Consider the following 23,155-nt stretch of genomic DNA (forward strand, 5'->3'; position numbering starts at 1 on the left):
ACCTGCATTGCCGTGATGACATTTGGTGTTGCAAGCGGCCAGACCTGGAGCGAATGGTTCAAGCAGAATAAGACGCAAAAGAAATACCTTACCCAGCAAATTGCAGCCCTTAAGGTATACATTGAATACGCCCAAAAAGGATATAAGATTGCCAAGGAAGGGCTTGCTACCATTGGTAATATCACAGATGGCGAGTTCAACCTGCACGATGTGTTCTTTAACTCGCTGCGTACGGTCAACCCGGAGGTAAAGAACTATGCCCGTGTCGCTGACATCATTGCCCTTCAGGTGAAGATCGTGCAGGATTATAACCGCACCTACAGCTGGCTATCGGGCAGCGATGCGTTTCATGGCAGCGAGCTGGATTATATCGAAAGGGCCTACGGCAGGATGCTTGACAATTGCGAAGCGCTGATCGATGAGCTTATCGCCGTCACAACAGATGGAGAGCTTGAAATGAAGGACAATGAGCGTATGGAACGCATCAACACCCTTTATAACCAGATGCAGGAAAATTGGGAGTTCTGCCGTGGCTTTGGCAACCAGTCCAAAACCCTTGCCATCGCAAGGATACGCGATAAGAACGATGCAATAACTGGCCGTACCCTAAACGGCATTAACCTCAATGAGCAATGAAAAGGACATTTTTAATATGGATTCTTGTACTATTTGGAATGGTGCAAAACAGGGCTTCCGCCCAATCACAGGAGGTGCAGCAACTCCTGCTCAATATCGAGAAGCTTACGCAGTTTAAGCAAATCCTTTCCGATATGAAAAAGGGTTACCAAATTATTGAAGGTGGCTACAATACCATTAAGGATATTTCGCAAGGTAATTTCAGCCTGCACAAAGCGTTCCTTGACGGGCTGATGGCCGTTAGCCCGACCGTCCGCAATTACTACAAGGCCGCAGAAATTGTGGACTACCAGGTAAAGCTCGTGAGCGAATACCGCGCGGCGTATAACCGTTTCCGAGCCGATGATAATTTCAATACTCAAGAAATTGGTTACCTCGGCAAGGTCTACGATAACCTGCTAAAGGAAAGCCTGCGCAATTTGGACGAGCTGCTGCTGGTCATTACCGCCGGGCAGGCGCGTATGAGCGACGATGAGCGCCTTCAGGCAATTGACCGTATCCATGCCGAAATGATGGACAAGCTCATGTTTCTGCGCAGCTTCAATAACGACACATCCGTGCTGGCTTTGCAACGGGCAAAAGAGCGTAACGATGCCCGTACTTCTAAAAGTGTCTATGGTATAAACGACTAAATCAGCAATTATGAAACGACTAACAAAAACCGCCTTTATGGCGGTAACAGGATTGCTTTTGCCCTTTTTTAGCCATGCGCAGGGCGTTGCAGAGCAGATGCAAAGCATGCACGGCGTGCTGGATGAGCTATACGATGAGATGATACCGCTGTGCAGCCAACTTATCTCCGTTGGACAGGGCATTGCCGGGTTTGCGGCACTGTGGTATATAAGCTCACGCGTTTGGCGGCATTTGGCAAACGCAGAACCTATTGATTTTTACCCGCTCTTCAGGCCCTTTGCCCTCGGAATGTGCGTGCTGATGTTCCCATCAGTACTTGGCATCATTAACGGCGTTATGAAACCTACTGTAACAGCAACGGCGGCAATGGTAGAAGATTCCAACAAAGCCATCGAGCGGTTACTTGCTGAAAAAGAACGCGCTATTAAGGAAACTGATCCCTGGAAAATGTATGTAGGAGCCGATGGTGAGGGCGATCGCGAAAAATGGTACCAATATACCCATGATGGCCAATCTTCGTCAAATGAAGGCCTGTTCGAGGGGATTGGTAATGACCTGAGGTTCGCCATGTCAAAAGCTTACTACAATTTTCGGAACTCGGTCAAAGAATGGATGAGCGAAGTGCTGGAAGTGCTATTTCAGGCCGCTGCCCTTTGCATCGACACCCTGCGCACGTTCCAACTGGTCGTACTGGCTATACTCGGCCCCTTGGTGTTCGGTTTAGCGGTATTTGACGGGTTGCAGCATACCCTGACCGCATGGCTATCCCGCTACATCAACATCTTTTTATGGCTACCGGTCGCCAACATCTTCGGTGCCATAATAGGAAAGATACAGGAAAAAATGATCATACACGACCTTGGGCAGATTGCCGACCAGGGCGATACATTTTTCAGCAAGCAGGATGTAGCATACCTCGTGTTCATGATCATCGGTATTGTGGGGTACTTCACGGTACCATCCGTAGCAAATTATATCGTGCACGCCGGAGGCGGTGGCGCTTTACAACAAAAGGTCACAAGCATGCTGAGTAGTTCCTACCAAACCAGTTCCTCTATGGCATCCGCTGCGGGAGGATCTTTCCTAAGCTCGGCGAACGATGGAGCAAAAATAGTAAACGATGGAGCAATCGCGACTGGTAAAGGTGCATATACGGCTGCGGGTACTGCCGGTGCTTATATGGCAGATAAACTAAAAGGTAATTCATAAAGAAAGGGGGAAATCATGTTTACAAAAATGAAAAATATCGATACGGCGGTACGTCACTTAAAGGCATTTACCATTGCCATTGTGATTGGGTGTATTGCTATCTGCTGCTTCGCCATCTGGAAAAGCTTTGCATTGGTAGCAGAAGTACAATCAAGGGTGTATATCCTTTCGGGGGGTAAGGCATTGGAGGCTTTCTCCGCAGGCAGGAAAGACAACGTGCCGGTTGAAGCCCGCGACCATGTAAGGACTTTCCATGAGCTGTTCTTCACGCTCGACCCTGATGATAAGGCCATTGCAGCCAATACCACAAAAGCGCTGTACCTGGCCGATGGCAGCGCCAAGCGGGCGTATGATGACCTTAAGGAGAACGGCTATTACGCCGGGCTCATTTCCGGCAATGTAAGCCAGACTATCAGCGTGGACAGCGTGATGGTCGATGTGGCTGAGTACCCGCACCGCTTTCGCTGTTATGCCACGCAAAGCATCACGCGTCCTACCAGCCTTACCACACGCAGCCTTGTGACCGAAGGCGCACTGCGCAATGTGTCGCGAAGCGACAACAACCCGCATGGTTTCCTGATCGAGCGCTGGAACACCATTGAGAACCGGGACCTGAAAACCGCCGCAAGGCATTAACGCAAAGCCATGAGATTATTTAGAAAATCCAAAGACAAAGAGGCTTCACCGCTAAAGCAAATGGTAAGTGGCAAGGTAAACACCGGGTATAATAAAATTAAATCGGCGTGGGCTGACTGGATGGCAGCCCGTACCGCGGGGCTAACAAAAAGAGGCTGGATAACATTACTTGCCCTTCTTGTGGTACTGATGGGAAGTTACAGCACTTACCTGATCGTTAGCGCTTTTACCGGTGCACCTGCTACCAGCTTAAAGGTCGGCTCAATCCGAAAACCTGCCCACACGGGCGATATGGGTGAACCTGAATTGCAGGCCAGCATCTCACGCAAAGAATATAAGCGTATTGAAAGGTTTCACCACTACATGGACAGCCTTGCCCGTGACCCGTCAGGCAAAAGGATTTATGACAGTATAACCAAAGCAAGGCCGGGGCTGATGGACAGCGTAAAGCAGGTCGAAAAATATTACCAGCAATTTAAAAACAGATAATCATGAAAAAAGAAGAGATCACACCGAAAATGCAGCGCCAGCGCAAGTTCCTGCTGGTACTACCGCTGCTTGTACTGCCATTCCTTACCCTTGCCTTTTGGGCATTGGGCGGCGGCAAAATGGAGGCCGCTGAAGCAGCATCCTTACAAACAAAAGGGTTTAACCTGAACCTGCCCGGCGCGAACCTTAAAGAGGACAAGCCGATGGATAAGATGAGCTATTACGCACAGGCACAAAAGGATTCAGCACGTCTTGGAGAGCAAAGACGTAACGACCAGGCTAACATGAGCAAAGGGCAGGCTGAGCCATTTGGTAACCCTTTTAGGGACAATACGGCCAGCGGCGGGCTTAATACCTCCGTAGGCGGCGGGATTGGAAACGACCCTAATACGGAAAATATTTACCGCAAGCTGGAACTACTCAATAAAGAACTGAATAAACCGGCAACCTCACCATCTGCCAGCAGCGCTTACGCACAAACGCCGCGCGGCGGGACAACAGTCAGCACGGCCGATGTAGAAAAGCTGGAAAAGATGATGCAGGCCATGAACCAGCCCGGAGAGGCCGACCCGGAACTGGCGCAGCTCAACGCCATGCTGGAGAAAATTATGGACATACAAAACCCCGAGCGTGTAAAGCAGCAGCTTGATAAAGCAAAGGAGCAAAAACAGCAGCAAGCCTACAAAGTAGCAACAGGTGATGCAGCGAATGTCACGCTTTTGGATAATAATGTGTATTTCCAGAATACCGAAAGCGGCTTTTACGGACTTGATGATAACACTACCGACACTACCGCCCAAAACGCGATCCCGGCAGTAATTAATGAAACGCAAACCCTGGTAAACGGGGGAATTGTAAAGCTACGCCTCCAGGAGGATATTGCAGTAAACGGGGTACAGATTCCTAAAGACAGTTTCATTTTCGGGGTAGCCTCACTCAGTGGCGAGCGCCTGAATATTGAGATCACCAATATCCGCTATGGTAATTCCATATTCCCGGTTGCACTTGAAGTGTTCGATATGGACGGGCTCAGCGGCATCCACATCCCCGGTGCCATTACGCGGGATGTAGCAGCAAATTCCGCTGACCGCAGCGTGCAGGGCATCGGCCTAACCTCTCTTGACCCTACATGGCAGGGACAGGCCGCCAGCGCAGGCATCGAAACGGCTAAGACACTGTTCAGCAAAAAAGTAAAGCTTGTAAAGGTTACCGTCAAGGCTGGCTACCAGGTGCTGCTACGTGACGGCAGGCAAAAGCAGGTAACGGTTCAAATACAGAATAATTAATCCTTTAAACATACTAACGATGAAAGCATTCATTTCAATCTTGACATTGGGATTAACCCTATTAGTAAGCGCATTCAGGGTAAATGCGCAGCAGCCAGCGCCCATAGCTGCTTATCCACTTTCGATAAGCCAGTCCAAAACAACCAACATTATTTTTCCGCAGGCCATTATCAGCGTGGACCGTGGCAGCCGCTATATCCTTGCACAAAAGGCAAAGGGCGTGGAAAACATCCTGCAGGTTAAGGCAGCTCGGGATAGCTTCCCCGAAACCAACCTGTCGGTAATTACCGCCGACGGCAGGCTCAACTCTTTTGTTGTGAATTATAGCAGGCAGCCACAAACACTCAATTTATCAATTGCGGAAAGTGCCATAAAAAACAGCATTACATTTTCAGAGGCGAACTACAACAAGGCTGAAGTCGCGCGATATGCTAAAGCGGCGTTGAACACAAAGGTAAAAGGAAGCGTCACCCACGACCGAAAGGCCGGTGTCAGCTTGTTTATCCGCAGTTTCTTTATCCATAACGATGTGATCTATTGCAGGCTGGAAATTGAGAACCGTACCAATATCGGCTACGATATTGGCCAGCTACGGTTCTTCATCCGTGACCAGCAAAAAGCCAACCGAACTGCCACACAGGAAATTGAAGTAACGCCGGTTCTTACAGAAACCAATACGAAGGTGATAAAAGCAAACAGTACGCAAGCCATTGTATTTGCCCTGCCAAAATTTACCATTCCCGACAAAAAATACCTGGCTATACAGCTCATGGAAAAGAATGGCGGCAGGCACTTGGAGGTGCGCATCAAGAACCGGCAGCTCGTAAGGGCAAGGCTTTTACCCTAAACCGATCAGGAAATGAAAATAGCATTTGAAGATTACAACACAGTTATGGAAGGCTTGGCTGACCTGTATGCGGAGGGTTACGCCTACATCGCCTTTGACCCAGTACTGCGGGTATCGGATGTGCGGGATCTTAACGCCTTCGATGACAGTTACGATGCAGTTGAATACTGCCATGAGATGAGCACCGATTTAGACTTCTTCAATTATGAACCCATCTGGCCGCTCTACCGTGCAATGGAAAAAGGTATGGAAGACAGCAGCCTGCTCGAAGTGAAGGACGGCTATATTGACTTATCCACATTGCTTAAAACCTATTATCACATCGAATCGGAAACTATTAAACATAAAAATAACATGGACATGAACCAGAAAAATTTAGAATACCTGCAAGACCAGGTAAAGTACACAGGATTTGGCGAGGATCTGCCAAAGCAAATACAGGCAAAAATTGACAAAGGCGGCGATGAATTTAAGCTTCAGCACAGCACTAAGATCGGGAATGATACGGTGGATGCCACATTGAACTTCTCTAAGTCAAAACAAAGTGAAATGTATTTTTTCAATTCTTACGATGTCAGCCTGAAAAAGGAAGGCAAAGAAGAGGCGATGCAACAGACCTTTTACATCAACAAGGGCCAGAACATCACGCTCAAAGAGGCCTACAACCTCATGGAAGGACGTGCGGTAAACAAAGACCTTACTAATAAAGAGGGTGAAAAGTACAACAGCTGGGTTCAGCTCGACATGAGGCAGAGCGACGACAAGGGCAACTTCGCCTTGAGAAAATATAGTGAAAACTATGGTTATGACCTTGAAGCCGCGCTCTCTAAGCATCCGCTTAAAGAACTGAAATACGACAATTCCAAACTTGACCTGATGGACAGCCTGAAAAAAGGGAACATTCAGTCAGTCAACGCAGTAATTGACGGGGTGGAAACTAAACAGTTTGTTGAGGCCAACCCAAAATTTAAAAGTGTCAATGTGTACGATGAGAACATGCAAAAGCTGGGCGCCCGCGAATCGAAATCTGAAAAACAGGCTGAAGGTGAAAGCCAGTCTGCTAAAAAAGCAGAAAAAACTAATGTCACCGATCCAGAAGTGGTGGGCGGCGAAAGCAAAGCTAAAAGGAACCGTGGACAAAAAGTGTAATACGTTAATTCATTAATCATGAATGTGCAGGAACCTTTAAACCGGGTGGCAATAGCTTTGCAGGAATGGCGGGCACGGGAGCAGCGCCTGGGTCAATTGTTTTCAGTTGACCTCGCCCAAAGCAGAGCGCTGCTTGCTGAAAAGCTGCGTAATTATGATCGCATTGCCGCGAGGTTTAAAAATACAGATAGCTCAGAAGAACGCATGGCACTGCGGGTACTCAGGCAGGAAAGCAAGCAGATTGAAAGGCAGCTGTATCCTAATTTCTTTTTGCGACTGCTTCGCAAATTGTTTGTCGCGCCTGTCAGGGAGCAGATGGTGGTATATATCGACCGCCTGTCGGTCCAGCAAAATACCGGTGCGTTGCAATTACAGTTGCAGCGCGCCGGATTTAGGGGCCTGGTAGAACAGCTTGCAAAAAAGATGGACGAAGGGCACCAGCAATTCTCGCTTTCCACAGGGTACTACCATAATGATAAAGAAAGGCTTGAACACCAATTGTCATTTGCAAAAGACCATACCGGACGCTACCAATTTGAAGGTTTTAACACGAGCCTTATCAATGAGGGAAACCCTTCCGAGAAGCGGCAGCACTTTTTCGATGCCCGGCAGGGACACGAAATCAGTACTACTGAAGCGTACAATCTATTGTCAGGACGTTCGGTTGAGAAAGACGGCAAATGGCTACAGTTTGACCTTAACGACAAAGACGCGCAGGGGAACTACCGTATGAAAGAATTTCCAATCGGATATGGTTACGACCTTGACAAAATGCTGCAACAGCTCCCGCTGAAAGAATTACAAAACTTCAATGGGCTGAACAGATTAAAAGACGACCTGAAACAAGGGAACCGTACGGAAGTCAGCTTCTTGAAAGATGGCAGCGAGCGGCGCTACTTCATTGAGGCCAACCCGCAGCATAAGTCGGTCAACATCTATGATGAGCATTCCCGCAAAATTTCAATGAATACGGCAATTGGTGCCAAGACAATGGAAGCGGTCAAAATAGCCGACAGGGAGCAAATGAAAGAACAGGAAAAGCAGCCTACGAAACAGGGTCTACGGATAGTTTAAAGAATGATGGACAGGTCAAAGCCCCTATCGGAATTTTTATCACTGGCGCAGCAGGACGGGCGCATTGGCCCGACCCATATTGCCGTTTACGTTGCGCTATGGAAGTTCAGGGTGAATGAGGGCTTTGCCAATCCTATAAAAGTTTTTAGACACGATATAATGAAGATTGCGAAGGTATTGCGCAACACCTATTATAGTTGCGTCGGCGACCTTGACCGCTACGGCTACATACGTTATGAGCCGTCCAATAATAAGAAAATGGGGAGTATGATCTATTTCCCGGAAGACCAATAAACTGATTAAGCATCCATTAAGAAAATGAAGCGATGGAAAATGTGGTGACAAAAGATGACTTAAGGCAGTTCGGCATGGTATTGCTGAATGATATCCGCCAATTGGTGGAACGGGATAAAAACAAGGAAGCGGACACACTGCACCCGGAATGGCTTAAAAGCAAGGTAGTACGCAGGCTGATGGATATGTCAGCAGGCACGCTGCAAAACCTGCGGATAACTGGCAAGGTCAGGTATAAGAAGATACTCGGCTCATACTATTACAATAAAGCAGATTTGTTGAACCTTTTTGACGAGTAACGCAATGGGAACGGAAGAATTATTGAAATACCTTGCTTTGCTTGAAAGGGATGAGCGCCTTTCGGTCTGGCACTTTGCCATCCTGACTGCCATCCTTTACCTGGGCTACCGGCAGGGGCAAAAGAAAGTAATAAAAGTGAGCCGGAGCAGAATTATGGCGCTTTCTCATGTAAGTACCGCGCCAACCTATCACAAATATTTCAAGGAACTTCAGGATATGGGGTACATTATTTATCGCCCCTCATACCATCCGGGATACCGAAGTGAGGTAGAATTAATAAAGCCTTAAAGATTAAATTCTTTAAGGCTTTAATTTTAATTGCTGTATGTAATCCCTTATGAGGCTTGTTGAATTGACAATTTCCTTTTCATTTCATCAAGTTCCTGCTGCATCCTTGATATCGTTTCAATTGAAATTTCCGAAGCAGGGCTTTCTTTTGAAAGGCGTTGCCTTAATCCCTGCATTTCACGCCCGATGCTTTGCTGCTCGGTAATAGCATATTCCTCAGTTTGTTTTACAGATTGGTGCCCAAGCATTTCTTTAACGATGTGAATGGGAACGTTATTGGCTAAAGTTACGGTGCTGCCAAAGGTTCGGCGTGCCTTATGGGTATTTAATTCCGATGTGATACCACATATATCCGCTATTTCTTTAAGATAAGCATTCATCTTTTGGTTTGACTTGACTGGTAGGACGCTACGACGCTTTAAGCATAGGGGATGATTTTTATATCTTTCAATTATCTCAAGTGCCTTTGGCAGGAGCGGTACATTAGTCTCTGAACCTGTCTTTTGACGCTCGGTCATGATCCATTTTTCTCCGTCAATACCGTTTTTTATATCCTCGGGCTTCAGATTGAAAGCATCAATATAAGCAAGGCCGGTGTAGCACTGGAATACAAATACATCCCTTACAACACCCAAACGTGAAGTTGAAAAGTCATGGTGCTCAAGTTTAAACAACTCGTCCCTTGTTAAGGGCTTTTTATTGGTCTTTAGCTTTTTGCCCTTAAAATTCCTGAACGGATCGGAAGGGATAATATCCTTGTCAATTGCCCGTAACACGATCTTTTTAAAGTTTGAAATATATTTAAGGGTAGTGTTGTTGCTACAGTTTTTTACAGTCCTGAGATAGAAATCGAAATCTTTTACAAACTCGTAATTCAATTCCCTAAATTCCAGGTCTTCTGTTTTATATTTAAATCCTATAAATTCTTTAACGTGTGATTTTGTTATTAAGAAACGGTCAAGGGTTCCCTGTGCATATTCGCCTTTACCGATAAGAGCTAACATTTCATCGTTATGCAATTGAAATTCATCCAGGACTTTTACTTTGGGAACATTTTTGCCCAGGATAAAGTCCATGATCTTTTGTGAAGTCAGGGTATTTCCTTTAATCAGTATCTCACTTTTGAACATATGGACCTTCGCTGTAAATGAATCCAGGAACGAGTTCAATGCCCTTGCATCTTCTCTGTTGCCAATCGCCCTTTCCGCATTTTGGTCCCATCTTGTCATGTCCCATTTGCGTTTGGTCGAAGTCTCTTTCGGAATACCGTCTACGGTAACCCTAAGGTAGATGAACCTTACATTGTTTGTCTTTTTTTTGGGAGTCTTCAAAAAGAAGTTTAACCCGAAGCTGCTCTCTAACATAATTCAACTTTTTAAATTGTTATTAAATGTCGAACTATTGCGCTTTCTAATCAAGATGTTAACGTGCTTTACATGTTGTAAATCAACATGTTACATTGATTTTTGTGGCACTTTTTTTTCTTTAACAAAAGTGCCACGAATCTGCCACGTTAACTTTGTGCATTTTTGCAAATTTTGGGTGTACAGGGGGTAAATAAAAAAACCTGCAAATCCAAAATTTGCAGGTTTTAAAGGCTTTTAAGATACTTTTCGATCTTTTTCCTTGGAAAGTGGTGGGCGATGAGGGAATGGAACTTTATGCTCCAAGCCCGCGTAAACGCTGATTTCTTTCTTTGAAAAATCAAAAGTGCCATGATTCTGCCACGATTGATATTTAAAAGCCCAAACGCCGCTTATCGCAACATTTGGGCTTTCTGTGATCCCGCTGGGATTCGAACCCAGGACCCCAACATTAAAAGTGTTATGCTCTACCAGCTGAGCTACGGAATCATCCTTTATTAGTTTGGATTGTTATATCCGTTCCCTTTAAAGTGGTGCAAATATAGGAGTCTGAATTAATGTGTGCAAGTGCTATTTAAAAATATTTTACAACAATATAATAACTCACTAATGTACAGTCACTAAAATTTCAAAACGCCCAATTTACCTTTATCCCCGGCCAATAGTATGAGGTTTCCATGCTTTGCTTTTAGGCAAACGTTAAAACTTGTCTTATCTATTTGCGTCCACGTAACGCCGCCATCAGTTGTAATATTAGTACCTGATGTACCGGTGGCCACAAATGTATCACCCGAAATATATTCAACGCATGACTGGAAACCTGCGGGCATTTTTACAGGCAGATTGAGTTTATTTGATTTTACTAACACCGCGGCAACAGAGTCATGCTTTGCCGGAAGTGCATAATCACCCCCTACAATAATAACTTTGCTTTTAGTTTTAGTTATTCCGAAAGCGCCGCGACTATCCTTGCTTTGCAACAGTGGTGTGTTTACGTATTGCCACTTTATATTTTTAACAGGAGAATAAATATATCTTGAAACGGCACCTCCTGTAGCAATTATTATTTGCCCGTTTTGTATACGCATACAGGTACCGCTGGCAGCGAAAGCAGCCTCGCCTGGTATAGCTTTAGGGGCATCAGCTACTTTTGCCCAGGTATCTCCTCCATCTTTAGTTTCAAGCAGTAAAAATTTATCATCAATGGGATCGCCCATAATGTAGCCGTGATTATCATCTGCAAAGTCCATTGCATCTAAAAAATAAGCCGGGTCATTATTTTGAAAAACGAATTTCCAGCTATGTCCACCATCAATGGTTTTAAGAACCAATGCCGGCGTGCCTGATGCAATAATAATTGCCTTTTTATCAGAGAATGCCTGCATGTCCCTAAAATCGGCCGTTTCGTATCCTTTAACCTGCTGCCAGTTCCAGTTAAGCCCCCCATCTATGCTTATGCCTACATGACCTTTACTGCCGCTTACCCAAGCTACCTTATTATCCACAACACACATCCCCCTGATGCTTGCTGTAACAGTTTGCGGAATTAATGTTACGGATTGAGCATGGCTCAGATTTGTTATACTTAACGGCGTAATCAGTGCGAAAAGAATTATCAGGAATTTATTCATAATCTCTAATATAGTCAGCTTGTATAATGATTTAACATTTTCTTTTACTATTTGCTGAAAGCGATTATATTTGCAGCCTCATTTGAGCCATTGGCTCATTTAAGCCCGGGTGGCGAAATTGGTAAACGTTGCGGTCTCAGAAGCCGTTGAGAATTGTCTCTTGAGAGTTCGAGTCTCTCCTCGGGCACGCCCCAAAACAAAAACAGATCAGCTTATGGCTGATCTGTTTTTGTAAATATTGAGTTAGGCCCAGGTGGCGAAATTGGTAGACGCACCATCTTGAGGGGGTGGCATTCGTAAGGATGTACGAGTTCGAATCTCGTTCTGGGCACACAAATCAACCTTGATTCTGCTTGTACTTATTTTGGTAATACCATTCCAGCAGATATACACCATCACTCCAGCTTATTTTATTCCCACTTATAGCTTGTGCGCAAAGTATTGAAAAACAATGTAAATGGGCACTTTTAATATTTGAATCCATTGTGCTCAGTGATTTTGTGGCTGACGAGATTGTAGCATCATCATCAGATGAAGCCAATTTAAGTTTTATCAGTATTTGTGGAAGTTCCTCTCGCAGCCATTCTTTTGTTCTATCATCAACATCCCCGGGTATTAACGCTGTAAGGTAATCAGCAAAAGGAGAATCAACAAAATTCTTTAGATTTTCAGTTATGGTAACACTTAAAGCTATGGCCTTTTTAATATCAACCGGCATCTTTGAAAATATATTCTGAACGAAACTTAATATAGTTTTTATAATCGCTTTTATATTCATACTATTTATGGTTTATGTCTTTTAGTTGCTCCTGTAATAAAACAACCTGGCCTTCTAACACATTCAACCTGATTTCATTTATGCGTGATTGTGCGTCTTGCGCTGCCATTGATGAATTCAAAAAAGCGGTCGCTTTTATTATATGTTTTGATGGCCGCCATCAGCGGTGTGTTGCTTTTATAAATGTTGAGCGCGTCGCGTATGGCACCTGCTTTCAGGTTAGGCATATCCTGCCCGCAAACAGTAATAATTAATCCGCCGGTTTCGCATGCCAGGCAAAACAGCACTTGTAATATAGCATAAGTTTTACCGGATGACGTACCGCCCTGGTTAACGATAATATGCGCTGTTTCCTGGTAATTATAATTAAATAATACTGATGTCTGCATCAAAAAACCTATTTATGAAATAAATGACATTTGGCATAATAAATTCCCGTTTATAACTCAACATCACCTTCCTTATTAGCAGGCAAAACCTTACTGCCCTGCACCTCAATTTGTAATACCGGTTGATTAATTTGTACCGGCCCATATTGCTGTTCGCCACCCCAGCCCATTGATCGTAAGGCAAAAACCGCCCCTGTTGGTGATGACAGATGTAAACGCTTTTCATACTCCGCTTCAATCTGCAGCCGTGCCCTGCGGGCGGTTTCGGCAAAGCGGCCTTGCTGTTCATAAACAGCGAATTCATCCCGACTGTTAAAGCCCAGGTAAAGTATCATTCCGCAAAAAGTGGGTGATTCTGCTTTTTTATCAGTTGATGTTATATCAGTACAGTATTGTATAAAATAATTATCTACCCTTTGCTGAAAAGCAGCAGATGATTGGAATTTGACAGACATAAGTTATGTGTGATTAAAAAGAACAATACAAATATACAGATATTTCTTTAAATATAAAGAATAATTTGAGAAATATTTTCCATATCCGGCCTTTTAACTTTTATTAAAAATTAGCTTAGTTAAATAATGTTAAATTGACAATTGGCCATGGTTTTGCTATTGCTTATGTGAATAATTAATTTGTACTTTTAATCATAATCTGTCCGGATGGAAACTAAAAAGTTTACGCATTTATTTTTCCTGCTTTTGCTCTTCGTTTCGGCGGTTATAAGCTCATGCCGTAAGGATGAGGATGTGCAAAGTTTTAACAAAAATGTCGCGGACAGCACTGCTCAATCATCGTCCGGCAGTTTCATTGCCACCTCAGGCGAATTAAGCATTACCTTTAACGACAGTACCTTTGTATTTGATGCCGCTACAGATAGCATTGCCTTTGTAAGGGTTGATACCGCGGGCAACCAATATTTCGGCATAACCGCTATTAATGATGACCATACCATGAGCTTTGGCATAAGCGGCCTTGGCGAAGCTATAAGCAAGGCAAGCACCAAGGTTGAAGGAAGCCAGTTTTTATTTAAGGATGAAAAATTGTCTCCTGCTTATACGCTCAGCAAGTCCGCCCATGAGCTTGACCTGGGTAAGCTATCGCTAAAAAAATATGTTAACGAAAAGGATGATGTTGCCGCCAAAGGCACCTTCACCACCTTCCTGGCATCTGATACCAGCAAAAATGCCGTACTTTATAAAGTAACCGGCAAGTTCGATATCAAACTGAAATAAGCGTTTATTCTGCTGAAAAGTTAGGATTATAGATCAGGCCGATCAGGTTACCCCAGGCATCCTTAACCGTTGCCACCATAATATCTCCACCTACGTTTTGCGGCGCTTCGTGCGCAAGGGCACCTAACTGAATCAGACGTTCGTATTGTGCGTTAATGTCATTTACTCCCCAATAAGTAACCACATTATCACCGGTAGTACTCTCATCAGGCTGCAGGCCGAGCTCATAGCCGCCGATGTTAAAGCCCACATAATATGGCTCGTCAAAGTATGGTTCAGTTTGAAATGCTTGTGTGTACCATGCCTTGGCGGCCTGTAAATCAGTTACTCTGTATATGGTTGTACGTAACCCTAAAAATGCTTTTATCATAGGGCTAATATATATAAACGCAATTTTTATCCTGAAAGAATTTGTACAAAACACCGGTACTAATTATTAAGGGTTAAATCACTGTATGTAGCTATGTATAATCACCTTAAATATTTCTTTTTTAATTTTTATGTAAATTCCAACAAATAAGTGTATATATTTGTAATGTAGTAACAAAAACATCAGTTTATGGAAGATATTATAAAATTCAGAATATTTTTAAGCTTCCCGTTATTAGGTTTGCTTGTTCCGGACCTCGGGTTGTATTTAACAGGTTCGTCAGCTTTAACTTCAATACCTGTTACGCATCTTATTATCACGGCAACATTGCTTATCTGTATAGCGGTACTTACCATTGGCATAATTCTGCATACCAGGAAACATGGGGCTGAAAAACCAGGTACGCCTATTTTTGATTTGTAAGAAAAGTTTATTCTTATTTACCTACAGATAATAGGCACATCTCAGGCTTATAGATAATACTAAATCTTTATTACAGAGGGTTTAGGTTCAGGCTTGTTGCCAAAGGCAAAGTGTAACAATAGCGCCGCCATTACAAGTACACCGCCAAGTATTGAAACACCGGTCCATTTCCAGGTTTGCCAGCATAGGCCTCCAAGCCAGGTACCCATGGCGCCGCCAATAAAATAGCAAACCATGTAGACTGTATTCAGCCGGTTACGGGCTTCAGGGTGTAACGCGAATATGATAGCCTGGTTAGTGATGTGCATAGCCTGCAAACCCAGATCGATCAGGATCACCCCTACTATCAAGCCTGCAAAGTAATAGCCGTACACCCCAAAAATAAGCCAGGATACCGCCATCATGATCAAGGTAATGGTGATGATGAATGAGCGGCTCACCTTATCCGTCAGCCTGCCCACTACGGATGCAGCGATAGCGCCGCCCGCGCCGATGATTCCGAAAGCACCGCTTACATCAGCACCTTTATGAAACGGAGGCCCTTCCAACAAAAACACAAGGGTGGTCCAAAACGCGCTGAAACTGGCAAAGGCCAGCATTCCCCTTGCAGCAGCCAGGCGTAAAGCAGGCTCAGTGCGTACAAAATTTACCAGCGATTTCATTAACGAAGCATAGGTACCGCTAAACTGCGGTTTTAAATCCGGCAATTTTATCAGCAGGGCTATCCATAACAGCACCATTAAACCAGCGGCTATAAAAAATATAGCACGCCAACCATAATGCTCCCCCACAAAACCACTAACCGTGCGCGAGGTTAGCACACCAATAAGCAACCCGCTTACCACAGTACCAATGGCTTTACCACTTTCTTCGGGCTTAGCTAATTGGGCGGCCATCGGCACAAATAGTTGAGGTATAACTGATGTCAACCCGATAAAAAAGCTGGCTATCATCAGCATATTGATATTTTTGGCCCAACCCGCCACTAATAACGCGATCACAATAAATATAAAATCAAACAGGATCAGCCTTTTGCGCCGTAGCATATCTCCCAAAGGAATAATTAACAGCAGCCCTGTTGCATAACCTATTTGCGTAAGCATGGCTATTAGGCTGGCGCGGGCTTCGGTAACTTTAAACTCGGCAGCTATTTTACCAAGCAATGGCTGGTTGTAATAATTATTGGCTACCACCATGCCGGCACCAATAGCCATTAACCAGGTAAGCGCCGGGGTAAGCGTAATTTTTGTAGTGTTATTATTATTCATAAGCAGAGCGCTAAGATAATAACGCCTCTAAAATAATTTGTCAGCCCCTTATAATATGATGCTATAAACTTTTTAATAAGTAGGCTGTTGTCTGATTTATGGATTCAGATCAAATACATTACCGTTATTTTGACAAGCGTAATAATAATACGCTTTACGTGCATTCGTTAAGGCTTGACCCTGACCTGAATATTGACACCATGCTACGCTCAAAATTTGATGAGCTGCGAGAAAAGCATAACTTGCAGGCTGATGAATTAGGCATGGAAAGTGTTGACGACCCGGCTATGGTTCAGTAAATCTACTGATTACTTATTTTTCTCACCGATATATTTGCGTACTTCGGGCGCTACCCTGGTGCCATATAATTCTATCGCTTTTAATACTTGCTTATGTGGCGTATGGCCGGTAACCAATTGTGCTAAAAAGCGGGTATTGCCAAACAATTCATATTGCTCCAGTATCTTGTCCACCACTTGCTGCACATCGCCCACTACCAGGGGGCCTTGCTCACGCAGGTAGTTAAAAGATTCGCGGTTCATGGGCGACCATCCACGTTCGCGCCCAACACGGTTCATTAATACTTCGTAAGATGGATAGAATTCATTTTGTGCTTGCTCACTGCTTTCGGCTACGTAAAATTGTGAGCTGATGCCTAATTGCAATTTACTCACATCATGCCCCGCTTTCTCTGCCGACTCACGGTATAATTCAACAAACGTTACAAAATGCTTGGGCGCACTGCCGAGAATGGCAATGATCATGGGCAGACCTAATGTACCGGCGCGTTTTGCGGAAGCCGGTGTACCACCCACCCCTATCCATACGGGCAGCTTCTGCTGCAAGGGACGCGGGTATACACCCTGATTTTTTACAGGTGCACGAAATTTGCCTTCCCAGTTTAAATTTTCATTGTCATTTATTTTGAGGAGCATTTCCAGCTTCTCACTAAACAGTTCGCTATAATCATCCAGGTCAAACCCAAACAGCGGGAACGACTCGATGAACGAGCCGCGGCCGGCAATAATTTCGGCCCTGCCGCCCGATAGCAGATCAACCGTCGCGAAATTTTGAAATGTACGCACCGGGTCGGCTGAACTGAGTACCGTTACCGAACTGGTGAGCTTTATATTTTTAGTAACTGATGCCGCGGCAGCCATAAACACTTCCGGGGCCGATATTACAAAATCAGGCCGGTGATGCTCCCCAAAAGCGAATACATCCAGACCGACCTCATCGGCCAGTTTAACTTCTTCCAGCAATTGCTGTACACGCAGGTGCGCGTTTACCGCGCCGCCGGCTTTATTATCGGGCGTAACTTCGCCAAAGGTGCTGATACCTAATTCCATTATACTTTATCAATTGAAGCGTGATTGGGTGGCCTGAAAATTTGCAATTCCTCTCCCTTGCCCCGTATGCGTTGCGCCAGGCGCAGGCTTTGGTCGGATGTAAAATATTTATAAGCCCAGTTGATGAATATCTGCAATTTATTTTTGATGCCCAAAATCAGCATCAAATGTAAAAACATCCATATCAACCAGGCGATACGGCCTTTGAAGTGAATTTTAGGCTTTTCCAGATCGACTACCGCCTTACGTTTGCCTATGGTAGCCATCACGCCCTTATTATCAAACTCATAAGGCAAAGGCGGATCTCCGGCAGCTATCCTGATCAGGTTTTTACCCAAATGCTCACCCTGATCTCCGGCTACGCTGGCCAGTTGGGGATGCCCGTTAGGGTACAGATCGGTTTCCATATAAGCAATGTCGCCTATGGCATAAATATTACCCGAACCTATAACTTTATTAAACCGGTCAACCTTAACACGGTTACCGCGGGCTACATTCTCCGGCGGAATACCCTCAGGCAGGTTACCGCGAACGCCGGCAGCCCAAATCACTGTTTTTACATTGATGATCTCTCCATTATCTTCAATGATCTGCTCCCCGTCAAAATGTTCAACACCGGCACCAAGCTTGAGTATAATGCCCATATCCTGCAAGTACTGCCTGGCCTCGTTGCTTGATTTTTCGCTCATGTTTGATAGCGGGTTCTTATTATGATCAATAAGATAGATGTGCATCAAATCCCAGTTCAGCTCCGGGTAATCCTTAGGCAATATATTCTTGCGCATTTCGGCCAATGCCCCGGCAAGCTCTACTCCCGTTGGCCCCGCGCCAACAATGGCAATGCTCATTACACGGCTTTTTTCAGCTTCATCAGCGGTTTCAAGCGCGTCCTCAAAATTATTGATAATGCGGTTCATCAGCCTTAACGCCTCAAAAGTGGTTTTCATGGGGAAGGCATGCGATTGTATTTGCTGATTACCGAAAAAATTGGTTTGCGTACCCGTGGCCAGCACCAGCAGGTCATACTCAAAATTGCAAATATCAGTAACTACGGTATTAATTTCAGGCTTTATCTCTTCAACCTCGGCAAAACGGATGCGTACATTTTTGCTGTTGTGAAAAACCTTGCGTAATGGAAATGAGATGTTGCTGGCCTCCAGGCTGGCTGTAGCAACCTGGTAAAATAGCGGCTGAAACTGGTGGAAAGTCACCTTATCAAGCAACATAATTTCAAACCCCTTTTTGTTATTTAATTCACGGGCCAGTTTTAAACCGGCAAACCCTCCGCCTATGATAACTATCTTCATGTGGTAATCAGCTTAAATACACTACCACACAAGTTGGCAATTAGTTTTGGTTAATTATATCGTATTTCAAAAATTGACATCAGTTTAATCATAAAATGATAATGAGTCAATATTAACTTACTTATTCAATTCCCGTAGCCTGGCACGTATGTAAATACCTGCCGGTGTAAGGTCCTGCACTGCCCAACCCGCTGATGTTGAAGCTCCGGGTTTAAGCAAGGCGGTGGTTTCCTTCTTATCGGTTACATTCCAGTTGGCCCAGCTTAGCTGATTATCTTCCATCCACTTTAACCAAACTTCCGTTTTTGCTTTATCAAACACCCCATTGCCATCAGCCTCCCCAACACCCCATTCGGTTACAAAAAGCGGCAGCTTATTTTTTATGGCAATGTTAGCTTTATTACGTAATTTTTGTTGATGATACGGGTCAGAAGCATAAAAATGAAAGGAGTAAGCAATGTTTTTAAACCCTGAAACAGGGTCGTTGGATGCTATATCCACATCCTGATCCCACTGCGGGCTGCCCACAATTATCAGGTTATCAGCATCAAACCGGCGTATGGTTTTAATAATTTCGGTAGCGTAGTTTTTCACTACAGGCCAGCTTACCCGCTCAGGCTCATTCCATACCTCATATAATATATTGGGGGTACCCTTGTACCTTTGCGCCATTATGGCAAAAAACTGCTTTGCCTTTTCTATATTTTTATTAGCATGATGATCGTGCCAGTCTATGATCACATACGCCCCCATTGTAATGGCTTCATCAATAACCGTGGTTATTAAGCGTACCTGCCGGGAAGAATCCTGCAGATAACCACCTTTGGGCTCTACCCCCATTGATACCCTGATAACCGATGCCTTAAAATCGGTGCAGAGCCACCTGATCACTTCGGGGTTGTAATACTTTTGCCCCTGCCACACACTCCACGACATGCTGATACCCCTTAGCCTGGGCGGTTTACCCTGCCCGTTAACTACCAGCCCGTTTTGCACGCTCAGCTTGCCGTTAATTTTAACAGGCGTGCTAACCGGCTGCGAACATGCCACCTGCATAATTAACAGCGAAACTAAACAAAACAGCATCCTGAAATTTTTTACCTGCATCATATTTTGGTTATGGCTATAAACAAAAAACCCCTCAATGCCTGAGGGGTTTTACTATGAAGTTAAAATATATTACAGCGTTTTTCCGTCGGCATCAAGCTCCACAATAGGGTAGCCTAATTTTTGCAGACCGGGTAAAACTTTGGCTTTATCACCAACAACCAGTATCACCATTTTATCGGTATTCAGATACTTTTTAGCCAACTGATTGATCTCATTATTGCTGATGGTGGATAAAATCTTGTTCTGATCATCAACATAAGTTGGTTTCAGGTCATACTCCAACAGGTAAGACAGGAAGTTGGCTTTTTGTCCGTTGGTTTCATACTTGCGGGCATCGCTCTGACCGATAGATTGCTTTGTGAACACCAACTCATCATTAGTTATACCGGTAGCATTGTAGTTTTTTATCTCCTTGATAAACTCCACTACCGCGCTATCGGTTGATGAAGCGCGAACGCCTGCACTTGCTGTAAAGTTGCCGCCAAACTTGCCTGAGGCAAAGCCTGAACGCGCACCGTAGGTCCAGCCCTTGTTTTCGCGTAGGTTCATGTTAATACGGCTGTTGAACGCGCCGCCTAAAATGTAGTTGGCTATACCCAGTTTGTAATAATCGCCGGTAGCATCGTAGTTAAGGCCGCTCAGGTAACCAACACGGATCTCTGATTGCGCGGCATTAGGTACATCAACCAGGTAAAGGGTAGTTTTATCAAATGATTTACCTTCAGCAGGTTTTGGCAGTTCAACCTTTTTGTCTTTCCAGGTATTCAGGAAAGCCAGCTTGGTTTTAACCGCGGCTTCGTTAATATCGCCTACCACAACTACTTTAGTTAATGACGGCACGAAGTAGCTATCGTAATAATCCTTAACATCCTGCAGGGTAATGCCCGGCACGGTTTGCTCGTTACCCATGGTTGAGAAGGTTCGCACGTTATCAACTCCATACAGAATTTTATTATATACGCTTGATGCCACACCGGCAGGTTGGGTTTTGGCTTGTTTAAAGCCTTCCATTATCTGCGTTTTGTTACGGTCAAGCGCTTCCTGGGTAAACTTAGGGTTGAACAGTTTTTCCTGTAACAGGGCAACGGTTTTATCCAGATTTTTGGTAAGCGATGATATCTCTATGCTAATGTCATCATTACTGGCGTAAGCACTGATATCGCTGCCCAGTTTTTCCAGTTCGGCATTATATTGCTCGGCAGTGTAATTCTTGGTATCCTCATTCAGCATACGGGCAACCAGGTTGGCCACACCCGCCTTTTGCGGATTGTTAATGGCCCACAAACCACCGCCATCAATAGATAATGATATGGTTACCGTCGGGATCTCCTTGGTATCGGTACCTACCATGCTGATACCGTTAGCGGTTTTAGCCGTCCATATAGCCGGAACTTTGATAGCCGGGTTAGCGCCGGTACCGGGAACCTTAGTACGGTCAAAATTATCTTTAGCCTTGGCATACTTCAGGCCGTTATAACCATAGTCCGGTGCTTTATAACCTGATTTATCAATTGTAAAGTTATCAGCAGCTACCGGCTGCAGGGTGCCGCCTTTAGGCAATACGCTTAATATAACCGCCGGTTTGCCTTTAACATACTGGTTATACACCCGCATAACATCAGCCTTGGTTACCGAGCGGATATCGTTCAGTTCACGGCCGATCTGGTTGGGGTTACCCGTAAAGGTTTGCGCGGCTGCCAGTTCAGACACTTTACCGCTGATACTTTGCAGGCCATTGATGTAGTTAGCCTCGGCAGTAGCCTTAAAGCGGGTCAAATCATCGTCGCTAACGCCTTTTTTCTCAAACTCGATCAATGACGAATCAACCAGCTTTTTCATATCAGCTAATGATTGCCCCGGGAACGGGATGATACGGATGCTCACTTCGCCCGCGAGTTCGGTATTTGACGAGCCCATGTAAGCCTGCGCGGCCTTGCGGGTTTTTATAAAGTTTTTATAAAATATAGAGTTTTTACCCTGGCCAATAATGGATGATAATACATCAAGCGCCGACATATCCTTAGCGTACATTTTTACACCCGGATAGCTTATGGACAGTAAAGGCAGTTTGGCATAATTATCTGTATAAGATAGATAACGATCAGCCTTTAATACCGGTGCCGCCATGCTTACATTTTTAACATCCGGCCCTTTAGGGATGCTGCCAAAATATTTGCTTACCCAAGCCAAAGTTTGTTTCGGGTTAATATCGCCGCCAATGGTAATGGTAGCGTTGTTTGGCCCGTACCAGCGCAAAAAGAAGTTTTTAAGGTCATTAAGGCTTACCGCGTTCAACTCCTCTATATAACCAATGGTTAACCAGGAGTACGGATGCCCGTAAGGGTATAACGCTTTTGAGGAGTACTCGCCAACTAAACCATAGGGGCGGTTATCATAATTTTGCCCGCGTTCGTTTTTCACAGTAGCACGCTGAACCTCGAATTTTTGCTGGGTAACAGCATCAAGCAAAAAGCCCATACGGTCTGACTCCAGCCAAAGCATTTTTTCGAGCTGATTGGCGGGAACGGTTTCGTAATAATTGGTACGGTCGCGGTTGGTTGAACCGTTAAGGGTACCACCCGCCGCGGTGATGATCTTGAAGTGATCGCCATTGGCCACATGGTCTGACCCCTGGAACATCATGTGCTCAAAAAAGTGCGCGAAGCCTGATTTACCGATCTCCTCACGCGCTGAACCTACGTGATAGGTAACGTCAACGTGTACGATAGGGTCTGAATGATCTTCGGTTAAAACCACGGTTAAACCGTTAGGCAACACATATTTTTCATAAGGGATCACCAATTCGGTACCTTTACGGGTTACCTTTTCAATGAGTTTGGGCTGCGCCTGTTGTGCATTAGCGGTAAGCGATGCCGCCAATACCGACGCTGCAAGCAATAAGCTTTTAAGAGGTCTGGTCATTTTTTAGTATTTAATCAACTGTAAGTTATACAAGGCCGGTTGCTGCCGTACACTTGCAAGGGAAGGCATAATATTACAAAATTTAGCTAAAATTACTTTGTAAAGGAGTTGTTACAGGAGAGCGCTTAAAGTTTTCTGTTCATTTCGAAGCGTCAGCGAGAAATCTGT

General features: G+C 44.7%; 26 protein-coding genes and 3 tRNA genes. 17 read left to right on the forward strand and 12 right to left on the reverse strand.

Features of this window, described 5'->3' with window-relative positions:
* Positions 1-15: 15 nt before the first annotated feature.
* From AC3WJC_RS12865 to AC3WJC_RS12920, 12 genes are read left to right on the forward strand one after another with little or no spacing between them, the layout of a single operon-like run.
* A complete protein-coding gene (locus tag AC3WJC_RS12865; protein ID WP_492399520.1) occupies positions 16-636 on the forward strand; it encodes a hypothetical protein in 621 nt (206 codons plus the stop codon).
* On the forward strand, positions 633-1,268 hold the full coding sequence (locus AC3WJC_RS12870; protein ID WP_492399521.1) for a TerB family tellurite resistance protein: 636 nt from the start codon (positions 633-635) through the stop codon (positions 1,266-1,268). The genes AC3WJC_RS12865 and AC3WJC_RS12870 overlap by 4 nt, the downstream gene beginning before the upstream one ends.
* Positions 1,269-1,278: 10 nt before the next feature.
* Positions 1,279-2,478: a conjugative transposon protein TraJ gene (gene traJ, locus AC3WJC_RS12875; RefSeq protein ID WP_492399522.1), complete on the forward strand. Its 1,200-nt coding sequence runs from the start codon at positions 1,279-1,281 to the stop codon at positions 2,476-2,478.
* A gap of 15 nt (positions 2,479-2,493) precedes the next feature.
* A complete protein-coding gene (gene traK / locus AC3WJC_RS12880; RefSeq protein ID WP_492399523.1) occupies positions 2,494-3,114 on the forward strand; it encodes a conjugative transposon protein TraK in 621 nt (206 codons plus the stop codon).
* A gap of 9 nt (positions 3,115-3,123) precedes the next feature.
* Positions 3,124-3,603, forward strand: a complete 480-nt coding sequence (locus AC3WJC_RS12885) for a hypothetical protein (protein WP_492399524.1) — start codon at positions 3,124-3,126, stop codon at positions 3,601-3,603.
* A gap of 2 nt (positions 3,604-3,605) precedes the next feature.
* Entirely contained in the window at positions 3,606-4,889 is a 1,284-nt protein-coding gene (traM, locus tag AC3WJC_RS12890) for a conjugative transposon protein TraM (protein WP_492399525.1), read from the forward strand.
* A 19-nt stretch (positions 4,890-4,908) separates the two neighbouring features.
* Entirely contained in the window at positions 4,909-5,736 is an 828-nt protein-coding gene (traN, locus tag AC3WJC_RS12895; protein ID WP_492399526.1) for a conjugative transposon protein TraN, read from the forward strand.
* Between the two features lie 12 nt (positions 5,737-5,748).
* A complete protein-coding gene (locus tag AC3WJC_RS12900) occupies positions 5,749-6,885 on the forward strand; it encodes a hypothetical protein (RefSeq protein WP_492399527.1) in 1,137 nt (378 codons plus the stop codon).
* An 18-nt stretch (positions 6,886-6,903) separates the two neighbouring features.
* On the forward strand, positions 6,904-7,959 hold the full coding sequence (locus AC3WJC_RS12905; protein WP_492399528.1) for a hypothetical protein: 1,056 nt from the start codon (positions 6,904-6,906) through the stop codon (positions 7,957-7,959).
* 3 nt (positions 7,960-7,962) lie between these two features.
* Positions 7,963-8,253, forward strand: a complete 291-nt coding sequence (locus tag AC3WJC_RS12910; protein WP_492399529.1) for a hypothetical protein — start codon at positions 7,963-7,965, stop codon at positions 8,251-8,253.
* A gap of 32 nt (positions 8,254-8,285) precedes the next feature.
* Positions 8,286-8,552, forward strand: coding sequence for a DNA-binding protein (locus AC3WJC_RS12915; protein ID WP_492399530.1), 267 nt, complete (start codon positions 8,286-8,288; stop codon positions 8,550-8,552).
* A gap of 4 nt (positions 8,553-8,556) precedes the next feature.
* Positions 8,557-8,841 (forward strand): hypothetical protein, encoded by a 285-nt coding sequence (locus AC3WJC_RS12920; protein ID WP_492399531.1) that lies wholly within the window; start codon positions 8,557-8,559, stop codon positions 8,839-8,841.
* Between the two features lie 47 nt (positions 8,842-8,888).
* Here the strand turns inward: AC3WJC_RS12920 and AC3WJC_RS12925 are convergent, their stop codons facing one another.
* The 3 genes from AC3WJC_RS12925 to AC3WJC_RS12935 all read right to left on the reverse strand — a co-directional run bounded on the left by AC3WJC_RS12925 (position 8,889) and on the right by AC3WJC_RS12935 (position 11,836).
* On the reverse strand, positions 8,889-10,205 hold the full coding sequence (locus tag AC3WJC_RS12925) for a site-specific integrase (protein WP_492399532.1): 1,317 nt from the start codon (positions 10,203-10,205) through the stop codon (positions 8,889-8,891).
* A gap of 416 nt (positions 10,206-10,621) precedes the next feature.
* Positions 10,622-10,694, reverse strand: a tRNA-Lys gene (locus AC3WJC_RS12930).
* Positions 10,695-10,825: 131 nt separating this feature from the next.
* Positions 10,826-11,836, reverse strand: coding sequence for a WD40/YVTN/BNR-like repeat-containing protein (locus AC3WJC_RS12935; protein WP_492399533.1), 1,011 nt, complete (start codon positions 11,834-11,836; stop codon positions 10,826-10,828).
* Between the two features lie 103 nt (positions 11,837-11,939).
* Between AC3WJC_RS12935 and AC3WJC_RS12940 the strand changes: the two genes are divergently transcribed.
* Both AC3WJC_RS12940 and AC3WJC_RS12945 read left to right on the forward strand, forming a co-directional pair.
* A tRNA-Leu gene (locus AC3WJC_RS12940) sits at positions 11,940-12,023 on the forward strand.
* Positions 12,024-12,083: 60 nt separating this feature from the next.
* Positions 12,084-12,167 (forward strand) — tRNA-Leu (locus AC3WJC_RS12945).
* Positions 12,168-12,173: 6 nt separating this feature from the next.
* Here the strand turns inward: AC3WJC_RS12945 and AC3WJC_RS12950 are convergent.
* From AC3WJC_RS12950 to AC3WJC_RS12960, 3 genes are all read right to left on the reverse strand, one after another.
* Positions 12,174-12,614, reverse strand: coding sequence for a hypothetical protein (locus AC3WJC_RS12950; protein WP_492399534.1), 441 nt, complete (start codon positions 12,612-12,614; stop codon positions 12,174-12,176).
* Positions 12,615-12,688: 74 nt separating this feature from the next.
* Positions 12,689-13,003 (reverse strand): hypothetical protein, encoded by a 315-nt coding sequence (locus AC3WJC_RS12955; RefSeq protein ID WP_492399535.1) that lies wholly within the window; start codon positions 13,001-13,003, stop codon positions 12,689-12,691.
* Positions 13,004-13,053: 50 nt separating this feature from the next.
* Complete coding sequence (locus tag AC3WJC_RS12960) at positions 13,054-13,458, reverse strand: hypothetical protein (RefSeq protein WP_492399536.1); 405 nt, start codon at positions 13,456-13,458, stop codon at positions 13,054-13,056.
* 207 nt (positions 13,459-13,665) lie between these two features.
* On the opposite strand from AC3WJC_RS12960, the gene AC3WJC_RS12965 reads away from it, so the two are divergent.
* Complete coding sequence (locus AC3WJC_RS12965) at positions 13,666-14,238, forward strand: hypothetical protein (protein ID WP_492399537.1); 573 nt, start codon at positions 13,666-13,668, stop codon at positions 14,236-14,238.
* A 4-nt stretch (positions 14,239-14,242) separates the two neighbouring features.
* Here the strand turns inward: AC3WJC_RS12965 and AC3WJC_RS12970 are convergent, their stop codons facing one another.
* The gene (locus tag AC3WJC_RS12970; RefSeq protein WP_492399538.1) at positions 14,243-14,608 is read right to left on the reverse strand and encodes a VOC family protein; all 366 of its coding nucleotides are present in this window, start codon (positions 14,606-14,608) and stop codon (positions 14,243-14,245) included.
* A 189-nt stretch (positions 14,609-14,797) separates the two neighbouring features.
* Between AC3WJC_RS12970 and AC3WJC_RS12975 the strand changes: the two genes are divergently transcribed.
* The gene (locus tag AC3WJC_RS12975) at positions 14,798-15,031 is read left to right on the forward strand and encodes a hypothetical protein (protein ID WP_492399539.1); all 234 of its coding nucleotides are present in this window, start codon (positions 14,798-14,800) and stop codon (positions 15,029-15,031) included.
* Positions 15,032-15,090: 59 nt separating this feature from the next.
* Here the strand turns inward: AC3WJC_RS12975 and AC3WJC_RS12980 are convergent, their stop codons facing one another.
* Positions 15,091-16,299, reverse strand: a complete 1,209-nt coding sequence (locus AC3WJC_RS12980; protein ID WP_492399540.1) for an MFS transporter — start codon at positions 16,297-16,299, stop codon at positions 15,091-15,093.
* 98 nt (positions 16,300-16,397) lie between these two features.
* On the opposite strand from AC3WJC_RS12980, the gene AC3WJC_RS12985 reads away from it, so the two are divergent.
* Positions 16,398-16,598 (forward strand): hypothetical protein, encoded by a 201-nt coding sequence (locus AC3WJC_RS12985; RefSeq protein WP_492399541.1) that lies wholly within the window; start codon positions 16,398-16,400, stop codon positions 16,596-16,598.
* Between the two features lie 9 nt (positions 16,599-16,607).
* Here AC3WJC_RS12985 and AC3WJC_RS12990 read toward each other — a convergent pair whose 3' ends face one another.
* The 4 genes from AC3WJC_RS12990 to AC3WJC_RS13005 form a co-directional block, all read right to left on the reverse strand.
* Complete coding sequence (locus AC3WJC_RS12990; RefSeq protein ID WP_492399542.1) at positions 16,608-17,648, reverse strand: LLM class flavin-dependent oxidoreductase; 1,041 nt, start codon at positions 17,646-17,648, stop codon at positions 16,608-16,610.
* Positions 17,648-18,955: an NAD(P)/FAD-dependent oxidoreductase gene (locus tag AC3WJC_RS12995; RefSeq protein WP_492399543.1), complete on the reverse strand. Its 1,308-nt coding sequence runs from the start codon at positions 18,953-18,955 to the stop codon at positions 17,648-17,650. Before AC3WJC_RS12995 ends, AC3WJC_RS12990 begins: the two co-directional genes overlap by 1 nt.
* A 117-nt stretch (positions 18,956-19,072) precedes the next feature.
* Positions 19,073-20,065: a glycoside hydrolase family 5 protein gene (locus AC3WJC_RS13000; protein ID WP_492399544.1), complete on the reverse strand. Its 993-nt coding sequence runs from the start codon at positions 20,063-20,065 to the stop codon at positions 19,073-19,075.
* 69 nt (positions 20,066-20,134) lie between these two features.
* Positions 20,135-22,987: a M16 family metallopeptidase gene (locus AC3WJC_RS13005; protein ID WP_492399545.1), complete on the reverse strand. Its 2,853-nt coding sequence runs from the start codon at positions 22,985-22,987 to the stop codon at positions 20,135-20,137.
* Positions 22,988-23,155 lie beyond the last annotated feature (168 nt).

The organism is Mucilaginibacter sp. FW306-07-L (assembly GCF_058782065.1).